Genomic DNA, 17501 nt, shown 5'->3' on the forward strand with positions numbered 1-17501 from the left:
GAGAGGTTAAAACATCGAGATTTGGTGATTGCCTTTTTGAGCTGGAAACTGAGCCAGTTCGGGCAGTAATAATGATGTATTTTCAGAGACTTGCTTTTGTAGCCTCTTATAAATAGCAATCGCAAGTTCAGGTGCGTGGTTATTGTCTGGGGTGTGGATCATTAAATAGGGCTGCTTGCCTTCATTAAGCCAGTTTGGGATTTTGGCAAACCAAGGCTTAAAAAACTCAATATTAGGTTCTTGGTCTGGGTGACCAATAAATCGAATCATCGGGTTATTGGCGGTAGCAATTGCATGAACAGGAACACGCGGTTTTTTCTGATGCGCATCGATCACCGCTTCTGTGGTGGGTGGCGCAGAGAAAACGGGGCGGCTGTCCATAATGATGCGATTGATGCCTTCCTCAACCAGCCATTGGTTGAAGCGTTTTTCCGCATCGCCCTTATCAAAGAAACCTAAGTGTCGAACTTCGACGCCAAGCTGCATATCTTTTGGGAATAAGGTGCAAAACTTTTGTAGGGCAGGCAGCATGCTGGGCTCAAAACTGTGCGGCAGCTGAATCGTCCATTGACCAATACGGTCATGCAGTGGCGACATCGTCATCAAGAACTCTTTGAGTTCGGCTTGGCAGTGTCTCAGTTGTTGCTGGTGGGTGATGAATTTGGGCAATTTGAAGGTGAACTTGAAATCATCGTGACTGGCGGCTTTCCAATTGTGAACGGTAGACATACTTGGCGTAGCGTAAAAGGTGGTGTTGCCCTCAACGGTATGGAAAACTTGGGTGTATTTTTCCAAGCGTTCGGCAGGCTTGGTGCCTTTACCGTAGAACTGACTTTGCCACTCAGAATGAGACCACATAGTTAATCCAAGTCTTAGAGGTAAAGTTTCTGTTGTTATTACACGATTATCCATCTATTACACCGTTATCCATCACGCCATCAGTCATTACAAAAAGTTTTTGGGTTGAAACGAAAATCTACTTTACGAGAGTTTTGCTGATTAAGGTACTTTCGAGATATAATTATCGCAATTTTTTCGGTTTTGATGAATCTTTGCGCACTTGATGGGCTAAAAAGCAGCAAAGCCAGATAAAACACAATAAATTCGAATGTGGAAGGTCGATTTTAAGCGAGTTTCCGCGTATAAATGTTCCTTTGCTCTGTTGTGTGGAATGACCACTGACAGCTTGGAAATTAGTAAATAATTAAGAGATTGGGAAATTCATTATGCGTACCCATTACTGTGGTAACCTGAACAAGTCCCTGGCGGGACAAACTGTAGAATTGTGCGGCTGGGTAAACCGTCGCCGTGATTTAGGCGGTCTTATCTTTATTGATATGCGTGATCGTGAAGGCATCGTTCAGGTTGTTGTCGATCCAGATATGAAAGATATCTTCCCGATCGCTAACCAACTGCGTAATGAATTCTGTATCAAGTTTACTGGTGAAGTACGAGTTCGTCCGGACAGCCAAGTAAATAAAGACATGGCTACTGGTGAAGTAGAACTTTACGCGACGGGTCTAGAGATCATTAACCGTTCAGAAGCGCTTCCACTAGACTTCAACCAAACGAACTCTGAAGAGCAGCGTCTTAAGTACCGTTACATCGATCTTCGTCGTCCAGAAATGAGCGACCGTATTAAGCTTCGTGCACGTGCTTCTAGCTTCGTTCGTCGTTTCCTAGATGAGAACTTATTCCTAGACATCGAAACGCCAGTACTAACGAAAGCGACACCAGAAGGTGCTCGTGACTACCTAGTTCCAAGCCGTGTTCACAAAGGTAGCTTCTACGCACTTCCTCAATCTCCTCAGCTTTTCAAGCAACTGCTGATGATGTCTGGTTTTGACCGTTACTACCAAATCGTTAAATGTTTCCGTGATGAAGATTTACGTGCTGACCGTCAGCCTGAATTTACTCAAATCGATATCGAAACATCTTTCATGACTTCTCAAGAAGTACGTAACGTGACTGAGAAGCTTGTTCACGATATGTGGAAAGAACTTCTAGATGTTGAACTAGGTCAATTCCCAGTAATGCCTTTCTCTGAAGCGATTCGTCGTTTCGGTTCTGATAAGCCAGATCTACGTAACCCACTAGAGCTAGTGGACGTTGCTGACTTGGTTAAAGATGTTGAATTCAAGGTATTCTCTGGCCCAGCTAACGACGAAAAAGGTCGCGTAGCAGTTATCCGTGTTCCAGGTGGTGCTAAGCTAACTCGTAAGCAAATCGACGGCTACGCTGAACACGTAAACATCTACGGCGCGAAAGGCCTAGCTTGGATGAAGGTTAACGACCGTGCTGCAGGCATGGAAGGTATTCAATCTCCAGTTGCTAAATTCCTAAGCGAAGACGTAATCAACGGTATTCTAGATCGTACTCAAGCTGAATCTGGCGATATCATTCTGTTCGGCGCAGACAAAGCGGGCATCGTTGCTGAAGCAATGGGCGCACTTCGTCTTAAACTAGGTACGGATCTAGAGCTAACAGACACATCTGCATGGGCTCCACTGTGGGTTGTTGACTTCCCAATGTTCGAAGAAGACGGCGAAGGTAACCTACACGCAATGCACCACCCATTCACATCACCACTAGGTGTGAACGCGGAAGAGCTAAAAGCGAACCCAGCAGCAGCAAATTCTGATGCATACGACATGGTAATCAACGGCTACGAAGTAGGCGGCGGTTCTGTACGTATCCACAACGCAGAAATGCAAACAGCGGTATTTGGTATCCTAGGTATCGAAGCACAAGAGCAACAAGAGAAGTTCGGCTTCCTACTTGAAGCGCTTAAGTACGGCACGCCACCGCACGCTGGTCTAGCATTCGGTCTTGACCGTCTAGCAATGCTGCTTTGTGGTACTGAGAACATCCGTGACGTTATCGCATTTCCGAAAACAACAGCTGCAGCATGTCTACTGACAGACGCGCCAAGCCTAGCGAACCCAGCATCACTGGAAGAGCTAGCAATCGCAGTTAAATTGGCAGAGAAAAAAGAGCAAGCGTAAGCCTGTTATCTTTTCTTGTTGATGAAGAGATCCTAGTTGATAGAGAGCTCTCAATTAATTAGCCAAGACTTGCCAGTAAATTAGAGAATGCCCGTTAATTTGACGGGCATTTTTTTTTGCGTTCGATATACTAAGCTCATAAAGCATGTATAAATAATCAGTATTGAAGTTATGTCTATTATCTTAGGAATTGACCCTGGCTCGCGTATTACCGGCTATGGCGTGATTCGTCAAAATGGTCGCCATCTATATTACTTAGGTAGCGGTTGTATTCGCACCTCTGAAAAAGACCTGCCGGGCCGACTCAAACAAATCTACGCCGGTGTGAGCGAAATCATCACTCAGTTTCAACCGGATGTGTTTGCGATAGAACAGGTCTTCATGGCGAAGAATGCAGACTCAGCGCTTAAGCTTGGGCAAGCTAGGGGCAGCGCGATCGTAGCGGCTGTAAATGCGGATTTGCCTGTTCATGAATACGCGGCTCGTTTAATTAAGCAAGCGGTGACGGGTAATGGTGGTGCGGACAAGTCTATGGTTCAGAACATGGTGATGAACATGCTTAAGTTACCCGCTAAACCACAGGCCGATGCTGCCGATGCTCTAGGCGTAGCGATCACTCACGCCAACACCAATAAAACCTTGTTAGCTCTTGCTGGTAAAGCGACAGGCGCAAGAAAAGGGCGTTACCGATAACCATAGGCTATGGCGTTTCTGAAGACAGAATCATTCGGTTTCTTAAGCTAAGCAAGCTTAAATAAATCATCCTAATAAACACAAAGAACTGGATAAGCATCCAGTTCTTTTATATTCTGTCCCTCAAATTATATTCCATCAAGAGAGTGAATTGTGATCGGACGTCTACGCGGTACATTAATAGAAAAACAGCCACCAGAATTACTAATCGAAGTGAGTGGCGTTGGCTATGAAGTTCAAATGCCAATGAGCTGTTTTTACGAATTACCAAACGTGGGCGAAGAGGCAATCATCTACACGCACTTTGTTGTACGTGAAGATGCGCAGCTACTTTATGGTTTTAACACGGTTAAAGAGCGTGCGCTGTTCCGTGAAGTGATCAAAGCGAACGGTGTGGGCCCTAAGCTAGGCCTTGGCATTCTTTCAGGCATGACGGCTAGCCAGTTTGTTCAAAGTGTTGAACGTGAAGACATCTCGACGCTGGTTAAACTTCCGGGTGTGGGTAAGAAAACCGCTGAACGTCTGGTTGTTGAAATGAAAGACCGCCTGAAAGGGTGGGGCGCGGGTGACTTGTTTACTCCAGCGACAGATGCAGCTCCGATTGATTCTATGCCAACCGTTCACGACGCGGAAGAAGAAGCGGTAAGTGCGCTACTTGCATTAGGCTACAAGCCGACTCAAGCTTCCAAGGTGGTTTCTCAAGTGGCTAAAGATGGCATGACCAGCGAACAGTTGATTCGCGAAGCTCTGAAATCGATGGTTTAATACCCAATATACTTGTTCGACAAAATAGACTCATTCACTTTGCCTTTACACAGAGTCAAGAAGCGCAGAGTCAACAAGAGCATAGTTAGGAATAGCAGAATTTATGATTGAAGCCGATCGCCTTATTGCACCGGATAACCCAGTATTCAAAGATGAAGATGTCATTGATCGTGCAATACGCCCTAAAGCACTGGCTGACTATCAAGGTCAGGATCACGTTCGTGGCCAGATGGAGATTTTCATCAAAGCGGCACAACTGCGTAACGAGGCGCTCGACCATCTGTTGATATTTGGCCCTCCAGGCTTGGGTAAAACCACGTTGGCGAACATTGTTGCCAATGAGATGGATGTCAACATTCGTACGACTTCAGGCCCTGTTCTAGAAAAAGCAGGCGACCTAGCGGCGTTACTGACCAATCTCGAAGAAAATGATGTCCTGTTCATTGATGAGATTCACCGTTTAAGCCCTGTGGTTGAAGAGGTGTTGTACCCTGCAATGGAAGACTACCAATTAGATATCATGATTGGTGAAGGCCCAGCGGCACGCTCTATCAAGATTGACCTTCCTCCTTTTACTTTGATTGGCGCAACCACTCGTGCTGGCTCACTGACATCGCCGTTACGTGACCGTTTTGGTATTACTCAGCGTCTTGAGTACTACAAGGTTGAAGATCTACAAAACATCGTTCAGCGCAGTGCAGATTGCCTTGGTCTTTCTATGGAGTCCGAAGGGGCGCTAGAAGTTGCTCGCCGAGCTCGTGGTACGCCACGTATTGCTAACCGTCTACTGCGCCGTGTTCGTGATTATGCGGAAGTAAAAGGCGACGGGCATATTTGTCCGGAGGTTGCTGACAAAGCGCTAAACATGTTGGATGTCGATGCTAAAGGTTTCGACTACATGGATAGAAAGCTTCTGCTGGCGATTATGGAGAAGTTTGGTGGTGGTCCGGTAGGTATCGACAACATGGCTGCCGCGATTGGTGAAGAGAGAGACACTATTGAAGATGTGTTAGAACCTTACTTGATTCAACAAGGTTACCTACAAAGGACGCCAAGAGGTCGAATCGCGACCGACAGAGCGTATTTACACTTTGGAATAGATAAACCCTCCAATCGTTAAATTATTCATTTTTAAAGATCCCAGTTGCATAAGCGCTGGTTTTTTTTGCTTTTTACTGAATAACAACTCTTTGAGCGAGTCGATAAAAAGATCGAAAAGGGAGCTTCAAAAATGGAAACTTTGATTTCAGGTTTGATTTAGATAACAGGAAATGAAATAAGTTGTCATATTTTTTGTTAATACTTTATAGGTAGTTGTAATTCGGATGTTGAGGCGGTGCTGAGCATTTGTCACAGATATCATGCGCTGTTATTAAGACAAGCATAATTGGTGTGATTTTAATCATAATTGTACAAAAATAACTCTAATTTGCTCGAATAAATTTGATACAAATCAACGCAGGGTTCTCCCATAAACCTTTTGAAACATACTGATTTTACCAGTAATATTAGCGCCAGCTATATTAGCTCATGCTTAACAATAGTCTAACTATAACGGTACGTTTTTGCTACAAATTTCAACTTGTAATAACAATTACATAAACTGTTTTAACATGGATTTTTGCGGTGAATAATCACACAAGTGTCATTCAGCCGACACAAAGGAGTTACCATGATTGATGTTGTTGATCTGTCGCGATTGCAGTTTGCATTTACAGCGATGTATCACTTCCTATTTGTTCCACTGACTTTAGGTATGGCATTTCTACTTGCCATTATGGAGTCAGTTTATGTAATGACTGGCAAGCAAATTTACAAGGACATGACCAAGTTCTGGGGTAAATTGTTTGGTATTAACTTTGCTCTTGGTGTAGCGACAGGCTTAACCATGGAGTTCCAGTTTGGTACTAACTGGTCTTACTATTCTCACTATGTTGGCGACATTTTTGGTGCTCCGCTAGCTATCGAAGCGCTTGTTGCATTCTTCCTAGAGTCTACTTTTGTTGGCCTATTCTTCTTCGGTTGGGACAGACTGTCAAAGCGTCAGCACTTAGCGGTAACTTGGTTAGTAGCACTTGGCTCTAACTTCTCTGCGCTTTGGATCTTGGTAGCAAACGGCTGGATGCAAAACCCAGTGGGTGCGGAATTTAACTTTGAAACTATGCGTATGGAAATGGTGAGCTTCGCTGAAGTTGTACTAAACCCAGTAGCACAAGTTAAATTCGTACACACAGTAGCGTCTGGTTACACAACGGGTGCAATGTTCATCCTTGGTATCAGCTCATACTACATTCTTAAAGGTCGTGATCTTGCCTTTGCTCGTCGTTCTTTCGCGATTGCAGCGTCTTTCGGTATGGCGGCGATCTTGTCAGTAATCGTACTAGGTGATGAATCTGGTTACGAGCTTGGTGAAGTTCAAAAAGTGAAGCTCGCTGCTGTAGAAGCGGAATGGCACACTGAAGAAGCACCAGCAGCATTTACTGTTTTTGGTATTCCGAACCAAGAGACAATGAATACTGACTACGCAATTAAAATTCCTTACGTAATGGGTATCATCGCAACGCGTTCGCTTGATACTGAAGTAACGGGCCTACGTGACCTACGTGATGACCACGTTGATCGTATCCGTACTGGTATGTACGCGTACGAGCTGCTTGAAAAGCTACGTGCAGGCGATAAGTCTGAAGAAAACATGGCTGCGTTCGACGAAGTGAAAGGTGACCTAGGTTACGGCTTGCTTCTTAAGCGCTACACAGACGACGTTGTTGATGCAACTGAAGACCAAATCCAAATGGCTGCGGATGATTCTATCCCAACAGTTTGGCCTCTATTCTGGTCATTCCGTCTGATGGTTGCTTGTGGCTTCATCATGCTGTTTGTATTCGGTGCTGCGTTTGTTCAAACGTGTCGTCAGAAAATCGAACAGAAACCATGGGTACTTAAAGCTGCGCTATTCTCAATCCCACTTCCTTGGATTGCGATTGAAGCAGGTTGGTTCGTTGCTGAGTTTGGTCGTCAACCATGGGCGGTTGGTGAAATCCTACCGGTTAACGTTGCTGCATCAGCACTGACTATTGAACAGCTTTGGACTTCTCTATTCGCTATCCTGGCACTTTACACAGTGTTCTTGATTGCTGAAGTTTACCTAATGCTGAAATTCGCACGTAAAGGTCCAAGTAGCTTGAAGACAGGCCGTTACCACTTCGAACAAAACGATAACTCTGTTGAAGACAAAGTTAGCCGTTCAGTTGAAGTATAAGTGAGGGAATATTATGTTTGATTACGAAAGCTTACGACTTATTTGGTGGGTATTGATCGGTGTTCTACTGGTTGGTTTCGCCGTAACTGATGGCTTTGATATGGGTGTTGCCGCTCTGTCACCTGTTATCGGTAAGAGCGACACTGAACGTCGTATTATGCTAAACACGATTGCCCCTCACTGGGATGGTAACCAAGTTTGGCTTATCACTGCGGGTGGTGCATTGTTTGCTGCATGGCCACTGGTTTACGCGACGTCTTTCTCTGGTTTTTACTTCGCAATGTACGTAACGCTAGCTGCACTTTGGTTACGTCCACTTGCTCTTGACTACCGCTCTAAGATCGAAGATCCAAAATGGCGCAAAACTTGGGACTACGCACTTTGCTTTAGTGGCGCAGTACCACCAATCATTTTCGGTGTGGCATTTGGTAACCTACTACAAGGTGTTCCATTTGAACTGAACGAATTTATGATGTCTAAGTACCATGGTACGTTCTTCGCTCTGCTTAACCCATTTGCATTGCTTTGTGGTGTGTTGGCTCTGATGTTGTTCGTGATGCAAGGTGCAACATGGCTTCAAATGAAGACAACAGAAGCGCTGCACGCTCGTGCTCGTAACGTTGCTCAGATCACTGGCCTAATTGCTATTGCTCTATTCGTTATTGGTGGTTTCTGGGTTCAATCTATCGAAGGCTATGTAATTACGAGCACTATCGATACGTTTGCTGACTCAAACCCACTAAACAAAGAAGTATCACTTCAAGTGGGTGCTTGGATGACAAACTTCGAAACTTATCCAGCAATGTGGGTTGCGCCGATCCTTGGTGTAGCAATGCCACTGCTTGCTGTGATTGCATCTCGCTTTGAGCGTGGTGGTTTCGCATTCTTGTTCTCAAGCCTATCGAACGCTGGTGTTATTCTAACGGCTGGTTTTGCAATGTTCCCATTCGTAATGCCATCAAGCCTGAACCCTAACCAAAGCTTGACTATGTGGGATTCAACAGCGAGTGAGCTAACGCTTGGTCTTATGACTGTCGTTGCGGCGGTAATGGTTCCTGTGATTCTTGGCTACACAACTTGGACATACTACAAAATGTTCGGTCGTCTAGATAAGAAACACATCGAAGATAACGACGTTTCAGCTTACTAAGCTAGAAGTTAAATAACTTAGGAGAAATTTTATGTGGTATTTCGCATGGATTTTGGGTGTACTTCTAGCATGTGCATTCGGCATCATCAATGCTCTATGGCTAGAGCATTCAGAAATGATGGACAAAGACAGTGAGTAATCTCGCAGAGCAAATCGCTAAGCTGCATCAACCAATGGATAAGACTCTGCTTAGAGCCTTAGCCCTAGTATTGGGTTTCATGCATGTGGGTTTAGTGATGTGGGATCCTGAAGCGTATGCGACAAGCATCGGTGGCTTTAACGCGATCATCGGACCAATGTTTATTTGGGCAGTATGCTCAAGCATGGTTTACGGTATCGGATTTAAGCCAAGAGCTTGGATGTGGCAGCTACTGTTTAGCCCATATGTTTCACTCACAATTTTGCTCTACCTAACGGTGCTGCGCCTTCTATAAAAGGCAAAGGATTTAGGTTCATAACAACGTGAGCCTTTATACTTGTTGGGTTTTTAGCCAAAAAGAGGTCATCTTATACAGATGGCCTTTTTTTTCGTCTCTTAAATCAAAAAATTCACAGCGATATACTATTAATGATAAGGAGTTAGGTTATAGTGAGATCTTTATCGTTTTGGATTGTGGTAGCAAATTGCAGGGATTATCTAAGCTATTTACGTGGCCAGTGACTGTGTATTACGAAGACACCGATGCGGGTGGCGTTGTATACCATTCAAACTATCTTAAGTTTTTCGAACGCGCTCGAACTGAGATGTTGCGCTCAATTGGCGTTTCTCAGCAAGTATTGTTAGAACAAAACATCGGTTTTGTAGTCCGACATATGGACATTGATTTTATTCAAGGCGCGCGTCTTGATGATTCTTTACAAGTCATTACAAATATTTACGAGTTGAAGCGAGCTACCTTGGTCTTCTGTCAAGAGATCGTAAATCCTGATGGCAAGGCATTGTGTAAAGCAATGGTTAAGGTAGCATGTATCGATAATCAAAAAATGAAACCCAAAGCAATGCCAACATTTATTCTCACGGAGTTAACGAATAGTGACTGCTGAAATCTCAATCTTAGGCCTAATTTTAGAGGCTAGTTTACTCGTTAAGATGGTCATGCTGACTCTTATGGGCATGTCTGTTGTTTCTTGGGCGATGATCATAAAAAGAAGTAAAGTGTTATCTCAAGCTTCTAAACAAACAGAAGTGTTTGAAGACAAATTTTGGTCAGGCGTTGATCTTGCAAAACTGTACCAAGAGAGCAACAAACGCAAAGACGAGCTTTCTGGTACTGAAGAAATTTTCTACGCAGGCTTTACTGAGTTCGCTCGCCTTCGTAAATCGAATGCAACATCACCTGACTTCATTATGGAAGGCACTGGCCGTGCGATGCGCGTTGCCGTTGCTCGTGAAGTCGATGAACTAGAAACTAACTTACCTTTCTTGGCGACTGTTGGCTCTATCAGCCCATACATCGGCCTATTTGGTACGGTTTGGGGCATCATGCACTCATTCATCGCACTAGGTGAAGTGAAGCAAGCGACGCTCGCAATGGTTGCCCCTGGTATTGCAGAAGCACTGATCGCAACAGCAATGGGTCTATTCGCTGCGATTCCAGCGGTAATGGCGTACAACCGCTTCAGCAGCCGAGTAGGCAAGCTAGAACACAACTACGCGACTTTCTCTGAAGAGTTTCACAGTATTCTTCACCGTCAAGCGATGGCTGGCAGGGAATAATAGATGGCTGGATACCAACCTAAAAAACGCAAAATGACAGCAGAGATTAACGTTGTACCTTACATCGACGTTATGCTTGTTTTGCTGATCATTTTTATGGTGACTTCGCCGTTTGTTACTCAAGGCGTTGACGTTGAATTGCCTCAGGCTTCAACGGCTAAATCGGCACAAGACCTACTGGGTGACGACAATGCAAGTTTCATCATCGTTGAAGTGAACAAAGACGGTGAACTTGGCTTGAGCGTTAATGACGAAGAAGTACAGCGTGGCTTATCAATGGAAGATATTATCGTCCGTGTGAAAGCCGAGTTGTCTCTGAAGCCAAACTCTCCAGTGGCGGTTGGTGGTGATGCCGCAACGCCATACGCTGAAGTGGTTTTATTACTTGATGAATTAAGCCGTGCAGGTGTGCCAAAGGTTGGCCTTTTAACGGATATAAGGGAATAGCTCCGTAGCATTCATGAAAGCGAATAATAAAAAATCCAATAATTTCAGATCACCGCTTCTTATTTCTCTTGGGCTGCACGTCATTTTATTCGTTGCGCTCATTTGGGGGGCGGATTTCACGATGTCAGAGCCAAAGCCTACAGGGCAGATGGTTCAAGCAGTGGTGATTGATCCTCAGTTGGTTCGCCAGCAAGCTCAACAGATTCGTCAACAAAGAGAAGCGGCAAGCAAGAAAGAGCAAGAGCGTCTTGACAAACTAAGACGTGAAAGCGAACGACTTGAAAAGAATCGTAAAGCTGAAGAAGAAAATATTCGCAAGCTAAAAGAACAGCAAGCGAAAGAAGCTAAAGCAACTCGTGAAGCTGAAAAGCGTCGAGTTGAGAAAGAGAAACAACGCAAAGCTGAAGAAGCGCGTTTACAGCAAGAGCAAAAGAAAGCCGCTAAAGCCGAAGCTGACCGTAAGCTAAAAGAAGCTGCGTTAGTGAAAGCCGAGAACGAGCGTAAAGCCAAAGAAGCGGCAATCGCAAAAGCTGAACAAGAACGCGTGGCAAAAGAAAAAGCAGCGAAAGAGGCAGCAGACAAAGCTCGTAAAGAGAAAGAAGCCGCTGAACTCGCGGAAAAGCAACGCATAGCGAAAGAGAAAGAAGCGGCAGCCGCAGCAGAGAAAGCCCGTAAGGCAAAAGAAGCTGCAGCAAAAGCAGAAAAAGAGCGTAAACAACAAGAAGCCGCATTGAACGATATCTTTGCTGGGCTTGAAACGGAAGCGACTCAAAACTCTTCAGCAAGACAACAATTTATCACTGATGAAGCGCAACGTTACGGGGCTATCTATACCCAACTGATTCAACAGAACCTGTTGTTAGAAGACAGCTATCGAGGACGCTCATGTCGAGTGAACCTTAAGCTGATTCCAACGGGCTCTAACGCGATATTGGGTAGTTTGAGTATCTTAGATGGCGATAGCCGTTTATGTGCAGCAACCAAGCGTGCGGTGGCACAAGTACAATCTTACCCGTTGCCTAAAGACCCAGACATTGTGAACTCACTGAAAGACATTAACTTAACTGTATCACCAGAGTAAAAGGACGAACTTGTGTTAAAGAAACTATTACTGAGTTTTGTTTTCTTAATAGCTACAAGCAGCCAGTTTGCACATGCAGCGCTGGAGCTGGTTATTACAGACGGTATTAACTCTGCAAGACCTATCGCTATTGTACCTTTCCGTTGGGAAGGCTCAGAGCCATTGCCACACGATGTATCAGCGGTTATCGCTTCTGACTTACAGCGCAGTGGTAAATTCAGCCCAGTTGCGACAAGCAAAATGCCTCAAACGCCTTACAGCGAAACTGAGGTTAACTTTGATGCTTGGACTAACCTAGGTGTTGACTCATTGCTTACCGGTAGTATCACTAAAAATGCCGAAGGGCAGTATGTGGTGAATTACCAATTGATCGACATTGTTCGTGGTCAACTGACCAAAGGACAAAGTCGTGCGCTGAGTGATGAAGGCCAATTAGTGCTTTCTAAAGATCACGTTCTATTCAATAAGAAGGCTACGGTTCCTGGTAATCGCTTGAGAGAGTACGCACACCGTATCTCAGACCTAGTGTATGAAGAGCTAACTGGTGAGAAAGGCGCGTTCTTAACTCGTATCTCTTACGTGGTAGTGAACGATAAAGACAAGTACCCGTATCAACTTCGTGTTGCTGACTACGATGGCTTTAACGAGCGTTTAGTACTTCGTTCTAAGCAGCCTCTCATGTCTCCAGCATGGTCACCAGACGGCAAAAAGCTAGCTTATGTGAGCTTCCAGAATGGCCAAGCTGAAATATTCATCATGAATATTTACACGGGTGAACGTGAGAAAGTGACGTCATACCCTCGTCACAATGGTGCGCCAAGATTCTCGCCAGATGGTAAAACATTGGCATTGGTATTGTCGAAAACGGGCAGCCTTCAGGTGTACACACTTGACCTTGCTAGCCGTAAGCTGACTCAAATTACCCGCGGCCGTTCGAATAATACTGAACCATTCTGGCACCCAGATGGCAAGTCTCTTATTTTCACATCGGATCGTGGTGGTAAACCACAGATTTATAATGTAAATTTGTCCAATAATTCGACTTCTCGTATTACTTGGCAAGGTAGCCAAAACTTAGGTGGCCAGATCACTCCTGATGGTCGATTCATGATCATGGTGAATCGCAGCAACTCAGGTTTTAACTTGGCTAAGCAAGATTTGGAAACCGGTGCGGTTCAGGTACTAACAAAAACATTGTTAGATGAGTCTCCAAGTATTGCACCGAATGGAGGTATGGTTATCTATAGCTCTATTTACAACAAAACAAATGTACTATCGATGGTTTCTATCGATGGACGTTTTAAAGCTAGATTACCGGCAACTAACGGACGCGTAAGAGCGCCTGCATGGTCACCGTTCCTCTAGGGAAAATTACATATTCTTTTAGCTATTGATAGTGTTAACTATTGTGGCATTTAACTATCTATAGCACTCTTAGTCGCTGTAGAAACTAAGTTTGATAACGTAAGGAAAAAAAGATGCAACTTAACAAAGTTCTTAAAGGCTTGATGATTGCACTACCAGTGATGGCAGTAACGGCATGTAGCTCAACTGATGAAGCAACATCTGCAACATCTGGTACTGAAAGCAACCAAACAACTTCAGGTTCAGAAGGCAATGTAGACACAACTGTTGTAACGCCAATTGACGCTAACGGTCAACTGTCTGAGCAAGAGCTTAAAGAGCAAGCGCTACGTGAAACTCAAACAATCTACTTCGCATTCGATAACTCTACTATCGCTGGCGATTACGAAGAAATGCTAGCAGCTCACGCAGCATACCTAGTTAAGAACGTTGACATGAACGTTACTATCGAAGGTCACGCTGATGAGCGCGGTACTCCTGAGTACAACATCGCACTTGGCGAGCGTCGTGCACAAGCTGTAGCGAAATACCTACAAGCTCTAGGTGTTCAAGCTGACCAAATCTCTATCGTAAGCTACGGTGAAGAGAAGCCACTTCTTCTAGGTCAATCTGAAGATGTGTACGCTAAAAACCGTCGCGCAGTACTAGTTTACTAATTTTAGTAGACTATATAATTGAGGAATTGCCTCATGTTCAGTAACACAAAGCGAGTCATTTTGCTTTCGTTACTGGCAAGTGCAGCGAACACCGCGTTCGCTGCACCAGCTCCAGTATCCGATCTCAATAGCACCGCAACCAATTCATCATCTTCCTCTCGATCAGCATCTAACGAATCAGATATTGAGCGTTTAGAGCGCCTGCTTCAAAATCGCAATCTCGTTCAGCTTCAAATGCAACAGCAAATCGACGACATGGCACTGGAGATCAGTGAACTTCGTGGTGAGCTGGAACGAAACAGCTACGATATGAAGCAAATGCTAGAGCGTCAGCGTGAACTGTTCATTGAACTGGATCGCGTAAGAGGCGAGGTGAAAGCAGCAGGAACAGCAACGGTAGCAGTGGCGGCGAGCGAAGGCTCTAAAGACGCTTCTGGTACGTTCAGTACTGATGTGGATGAGCAAACTGCTTATCAAAATGCTGTAGATATGATTCTAAAGCAACGAGACTACACGGGTGCTATCGCTGCATTCCAAAAGTTTCAAAAAGACTTCCCAGATTCTACCTTCACGCCTAATTCTCATTACTGGTTAGGTCAGCTTTATTTTGCTAAGAAGCAAGATAAAGAAGCCGTGAAAAGTTTTGCCGCTGTTGTATCTTACAAAGACTCAAATAAGCGAGCAGATGCTCTGGTTAAGCTTGGTGATATAGCAACGCGTAACAACAATGCGACGCAAGCTAAAAAATATTACCAACAAGTCGTGACCGAGTATCCAAACAGTGCCTCGGCAAAAGTGGCTAAGACTCACTTATAAATCAAAAATAGAGGTGCTTAGGTACCTCTTTTTTTATATCCGCAGTATTTCGATAAATACTGGCTTACTGCTGTTAGGTAACCAGTTACTCCCTTCGTAATAGTTACATAAAGACTTGTTTATGCTTTTTGAGTATTAGCGAGTAGCCGTTTGCAACCAATCCTTTTTGATCCCAATCGCTGTCCTGTGTAGAATACTCGGATTCTCGGAAGAAGTTGCGTAGAGCAAGAGCAATGAGTCATATACTAGATAAAATTGATACAGTTTACCCGTTTCCGCCTAAGCCAGTTCCTTTGAGTGATGCTCAGAAACAGGCACACATCGCGAATATCAAAACACTACTTCAAGAAAAAGATGCAGTTCTAATTGCACACTACTACACAGACCCTGAAATTCAGGCTCTGGCTGAAGATACTGGTGGTTTTGTTGGCGATTCATTGGAAATGGCCAAGTTTGGTAACCGTCATTCAGCAAGTACGCTGATCATCGCTGGTGTTCGTTTCATGGGTGAGTCTGCAAAGATTCTGACTCCCGAGAAGCGCATATTAATGCCAACGCTGGAAGCGGAATGTTCACTTGACCTTGGCTGTCCTGCTGATAAATTTACAGAATTTTGTGATGCTCATCCTGACCATACCGTGGTTGTATACGCGAACACCTCTGCGGCTGTTAAAGCTCGTGCAGACTGGGTGGTTACGTCGAGTATCGCTTTAGAAATCGTTGAAAGCCTAGACGCCGAAGGCAAACCCATTATTTGGGGCCCAGACCGTCACCTAGGTTCTTATATCGCAAATCAAACTGGCGCCGACATGCTGCTTTGGCAAGGTGAGTGTATCGTTCATGATGAGTTCTCAGCTGATGCTTTGAAGAAAATGAAATCGGTATACCCAGAAGCGGCTATTTTGGTTCACCCAGAATCACCAGCAAGTGTGGTTGAACTGGCGGATGCTGTAGGTTCAACAAGCCAGCTTATTAAGAAGGCGAAAGAGCTTCCTCACCCACAGATGATCGTGGCGACAGACAAAGGCATCTTCTTCAAGATGCAGCAATTGGTTCCTGAAAAAGAACTGATTGAAGCGCCAACAGCGGGTGCTGGTGCAACTTGTCGCAGCTGTGCACACTGTCCTTGGATGGCGATGAATGGCCTTGAAGCGATTGAAAATGCGCTTGAGAACGGTGGTGAGCAACACGAGATCTTCGTTTCTGACGAACTGCGTGTGAAGTCTCTTATCCCACTGAACCGCATGCTAGATTTTGCTGAGCAGTTAAATGTGCAGGTAAAAGGTAACGCGTAAGCCGTTCTTTTATCTAACCAACGAAAAACCAGCCAATAGTGCTGGTTTTTTTGTGTCTAAAGATAGCTCGCTAGTATCAATCTTGTGGTCATGTATCTTTTTCTGATGATACATCTTGTTGATATCAGGTATTTTTTCTAGCATGTAAGTAAGATCGAAGGATTTGAGGCTCGAATGATAATCTGGTTACAACTCAAACGTTGGGTCAAAGCAAATATCTTTGTTTTGAATGGAAAAAACTTACTGTTCACCTTCTTAGGCTACGTATTTCTGTCGTGGTCGAGTTTGTATTTAGCGGGTGAAACAGCGCTAACCAGCTCGTTTACCACGTTCGCTTACTACCTAGTCGTGACTGCGTCTACGGTTGGCTACGGTGATTTATCGCCCACAACAGAAGCAGGGCAATGGATCGTTATATTGTTTGTGATTCCGGGTGGACTGAGTCTTTTCGCGGCCTTGCTAGGTAAGGTAGCGACAGAAGGTGTTGAATATTGGCGAGCGGGCTTGCTAGGAAAAAGGAGAGTTAGAGTGGACAACCACATTTTGATGTTGGGGTGGAATGAGCAAAGAACCATTCATCTCATCCGCATGCTACAACACGAAGAAACGGGTAAACGACCAATCGTGCTATGTACGCGTTCAGATATCGAGAACCCGTTACCCGGTGAAATCAATTTCGTCAAAGTAAACAGCTACACCGATGGCAAAGAGATGGAGAAAACGGGCATTGAGTCTGCAAGTTGCATCCTGATTGATAACCCAGAAGACGACATTACGTTATCTGCGGCGCTTTACTGTGCCAACCGAAACCCTAAAGCGCACCTTCTTGTTTACTTTAAAGATGAAGCGCTGAGCGACCTGCTACACAAACATTGTCCAAACTCTGAATGTATTCCGGCTGTGGGTGCTGAGATGCTAGCAAAGGCTGCGGTAGACCCAGGTTCCAGTGCGCTTCACCAAGAATTATTGAGCTCAACAAGAGGCATGACACAGTATTCAACGTATTTCCCTGAAGACGCTGAGTCTGTCACCGTCGCGCCTATTTTCTCAGTGTTTAAAGAGAAGTATCAAGCAACTCTGATCGCCATTGATACGGGGAGCGGTATTGAACTCAACCCAGAGTTAGATCAAGTGGTCAGCAGTGGCACTAAGCTGTTTTATATTGCTGATGAGCGAATTGATGACTTCGATTGGAAAGGCTTCTAAAGCGACTATTTTATTTCGTCTGAAAACTAAAAAAGGCCTCATAATG

The 17501-nt window shown here is 44.7% G+C and carries 18 protein-coding genes; 17 read left to right on the top strand and 1 reads right to left on the bottom strand.

What is annotated here, in order from left to right:
• Window positions 1-6: 6 nt before the first annotated feature.
• Window positions 7-912, bottom strand: a complete 906-nt coding sequence (locus ACED46_RS00515; protein ID WP_029235140.1) for a DUF72 domain-containing protein — start codon at window positions 910-912, stop codon at window positions 7-9.
• A gap of 314 nt (window positions 913-1226) precedes the next feature.
• Between ACED46_RS00515 and aspS the strand changes: the two genes are divergently transcribed.
• From aspS to ACED46_RS00600, 17 genes are all read left to right on the top strand, one after another.
• Entirely contained in the window at window positions 1227-3005 is a 1779-nt protein-coding gene (aspS, locus tag ACED46_RS00520; protein WP_017062081.1) for an aspartate--tRNA ligase, read from the top strand.
• 171 nt (window positions 3006-3176) lie between these two features.
• A complete protein-coding gene (gene ruvC / locus ACED46_RS00525) occupies window positions 3177-3698 on the top strand; it encodes a crossover junction endodeoxyribonuclease RuvC (protein WP_371720709.1) in 522 nt (173 codons plus the stop codon).
• A gap of 153 nt (window positions 3699-3851) precedes the next feature.
• Window positions 3852-4463, top strand: a complete 612-nt coding sequence (gene ruvA / locus ACED46_RS00530) for a Holliday junction branch migration protein RuvA (protein WP_017062079.1) — start codon at window positions 3852-3854, stop codon at window positions 4461-4463.
• A 103-nt stretch (window positions 4464-4566) separates the two neighbouring features.
• On the top strand, window positions 4567-5583 hold the full coding sequence (gene ruvB / locus ACED46_RS00535; protein ID WP_017062078.1) for a Holliday junction branch migration DNA helicase RuvB: 1017 nt from the start codon (window positions 4567-4569) through the stop codon (window positions 5581-5583).
• Between the two features lie 552 nt (window positions 5584-6135).
• The gene (cydA, locus tag ACED46_RS00540) at window positions 6136-7722 is read left to right on the top strand and encodes a cytochrome ubiquinol oxidase subunit I (RefSeq protein ID WP_017062077.1); all 1587 of its coding nucleotides are present in this window, start codon (window positions 6136-6138) and stop codon (window positions 7720-7722) included.
• 13 nt (window positions 7723-7735) lie between these two features.
• Entirely contained in the window at window positions 7736-8872 is a 1137-nt protein-coding gene (cydB, locus tag ACED46_RS00545; protein WP_371720710.1) for a cytochrome d ubiquinol oxidase subunit II, read from the top strand.
• Between the two features lie 31 nt (window positions 8873-8903).
• Window positions 8904-9011: a cytochrome bd-I oxidase subunit CydX gene (cydX, locus tag ACED46_RS00550; protein ID WP_000270284.1), complete on the top strand. Its 108-nt coding sequence runs from the start codon at window positions 8904-8906 to the stop codon at window positions 9009-9011.
• Window positions 9004-9306 carry a cyd operon protein YbgE gene (gene ybgE / locus ACED46_RS00555; protein ID WP_017062075.1) on the top strand — a complete coding sequence of 101 codons (303 nt, stop codon included), beginning with the start codon at window positions 9004-9006 and terminating at the stop codon, window positions 9304-9306. Before cydX ends, ybgE begins: the two co-directional genes overlap by 8 nt.
• A gap of 172 nt (window positions 9307-9478) precedes the next feature.
• Window positions 9479-9916: a tol-pal system-associated acyl-CoA thioesterase gene (ybgC, locus tag ACED46_RS00560; RefSeq protein ID WP_017062074.1), complete on the top strand. Its 438-nt coding sequence runs from the start codon at window positions 9479-9481 to the stop codon at window positions 9914-9916.
• Window positions 9906-10589 carry a protein TolQ gene (tolQ, locus tag ACED46_RS00565; RefSeq protein ID WP_017062073.1) on the top strand — a complete coding sequence of 228 codons (684 nt, stop codon included), beginning with the start codon at window positions 9906-9908 and terminating at the stop codon, window positions 10587-10589. Before ybgC ends, tolQ begins: the two co-directional genes overlap by 11 nt.
• 3 nt (window positions 10590-10592) lie before the next feature.
• Complete coding sequence (gene tolR / locus ACED46_RS00570) at window positions 10593-11036, top strand: protein TolR (protein ID WP_017062072.1); 444 nt, start codon at window positions 10593-10595, stop codon at window positions 11034-11036.
• 13 nt (window positions 11037-11049) lie between these two features.
• Window positions 11050-12117: a cell envelope integrity protein TolA gene (gene tolA, locus ACED46_RS00575; RefSeq protein ID WP_017062071.1), complete on the top strand. Its 1068-nt coding sequence runs from the start codon at window positions 11050-11052 to the stop codon at window positions 12115-12117.
• 12 nt (window positions 12118-12129) lie between these two features.
• A complete protein-coding gene (tolB, locus tag ACED46_RS00580) occupies window positions 12130-13482 on the top strand; it encodes a Tol-Pal system beta propeller repeat protein TolB (RefSeq protein WP_017062070.1) in 1353 nt (450 codons plus the stop codon).
• 113 nt (window positions 13483-13595) lie between these two features.
• Window positions 13596-14138 carry a peptidoglycan-associated lipoprotein Pal gene (pal, locus tag ACED46_RS00585; protein WP_017062069.1) on the top strand — a complete coding sequence of 181 codons (543 nt, stop codon included), beginning with the start codon at window positions 13596-13598 and terminating at the stop codon, window positions 14136-14138.
• 33 nt (window positions 14139-14171) lie between these two features.
• The gene (ybgF, locus tag ACED46_RS00590; RefSeq protein WP_371720711.1) at window positions 14172-14954 is read left to right on the top strand and encodes a tol-pal system protein YbgF; all 783 of its coding nucleotides are present in this window, start codon (window positions 14172-14174) and stop codon (window positions 14952-14954) included.
• Window positions 14955-15187: 233 nt separating this feature from the next.
• Window positions 15188-16249, top strand: coding sequence for a quinolinate synthase NadA (nadA, locus tag ACED46_RS00595; protein ID WP_010437921.1), 1062 nt, complete (start codon window positions 15188-15190; stop codon window positions 16247-16249).
• A 174-nt stretch (window positions 16250-16423) separates the two neighbouring features.
• On the top strand, window positions 16424-17455 hold the full coding sequence (locus ACED46_RS00600) for a potassium channel family protein (protein WP_371720712.1): 1032 nt from the start codon (window positions 16424-16426) through the stop codon (window positions 17453-17455).
• Window positions 17456-17501 lie beyond the last annotated feature (46 nt).

This window comes from Vibrio sp. 1S139, assembly GCF_041439475.1.
Classification (GTDB): Bacteria; Pseudomonadota; Gammaproteobacteria; order Enterobacterales; family Vibrionaceae; genus Vibrio; species Vibrio crassostreae_C.

What these genes read in the sequence shown, in the direction of transcription:
- ybgF (WP_371720711.1), top strand. Translation starts at nt 14,172, where the DNA reads ATGTTCAGTAACACAAAGCGAGTCATTTTGCTTTCGTTACTGGCAAGT.
- pal (WP_017062069.1), top strand. Translation starts at nt 13,596, where the DNA reads ATGCAACTTAACAAAGTTCTTAAAGGCTTGATGATTGCACTACCAGTG.
- aspS (WP_017062081.1), top strand. Translation starts at nt 1,227, where the DNA reads ATGCGTACCCATTACTGTGGTAACCTGAACAAGTCCCTGGCGGGACAA.
- nadA (WP_010437921.1), top strand. Translation starts at nt 15,188, where the DNA reads ATGAGTCATATACTAGATAAAATTGATACAGTTTACCCGTTTCCGCCT.
- ACED46_RS00600 (WP_371720712.1), top strand. Translation starts at nt 16,424, where the DNA reads ATGATAATCTGGTTACAACTCAAACGTTGGGTCAAAGCAAATATCTTT.
- ruvB (WP_017062078.1), top strand. Translation starts at nt 4,567, where the DNA reads ATGATTGAAGCCGATCGCCTTATTGCACCGGATAACCCAGTATTCAAA.
- cydX (WP_000270284.1), top strand. Translation starts at nt 8,904, where the DNA reads ATGTGGTATTTCGCATGGATTTTGGGTGTACTTCTAGCATGTGCATTC.
- ACED46_RS00515 (WP_029235140.1), bottom strand. Translation starts at nt 912, where the DNA reads ATGGATAATCGTGTAATAACAACAGAAACTTTACCTCTAAGACTTGGA.
- cydA (WP_017062077.1), top strand. Translation starts at nt 6,136, where the DNA reads ATGATTGATGTTGTTGATCTGTCGCGATTGCAGTTTGCATTTACAGCG.
- tolA (WP_017062071.1), top strand. Translation starts at nt 11,050, where the DNA reads ATGAAAGCGAATAATAAAAAATCCAATAATTTCAGATCACCGCTTCTT.
- ruvC (WP_371720709.1), top strand. Translation starts at nt 3,177, where the DNA reads ATGTCTATTATCTTAGGAATTGACCCTGGCTCGCGTATTACCGGCTAT.
- cydB (WP_371720710.1), top strand. Translation starts at nt 7,736, where the DNA reads ATGTTTGATTACGAAAGCTTACGACTTATTTGGTGGGTATTGATCGGT.
- tolR (WP_017062072.1), top strand. Translation starts at nt 10,593, where the DNA reads ATGGCTGGATACCAACCTAAAAAACGCAAAATGACAGCAGAGATTAAC.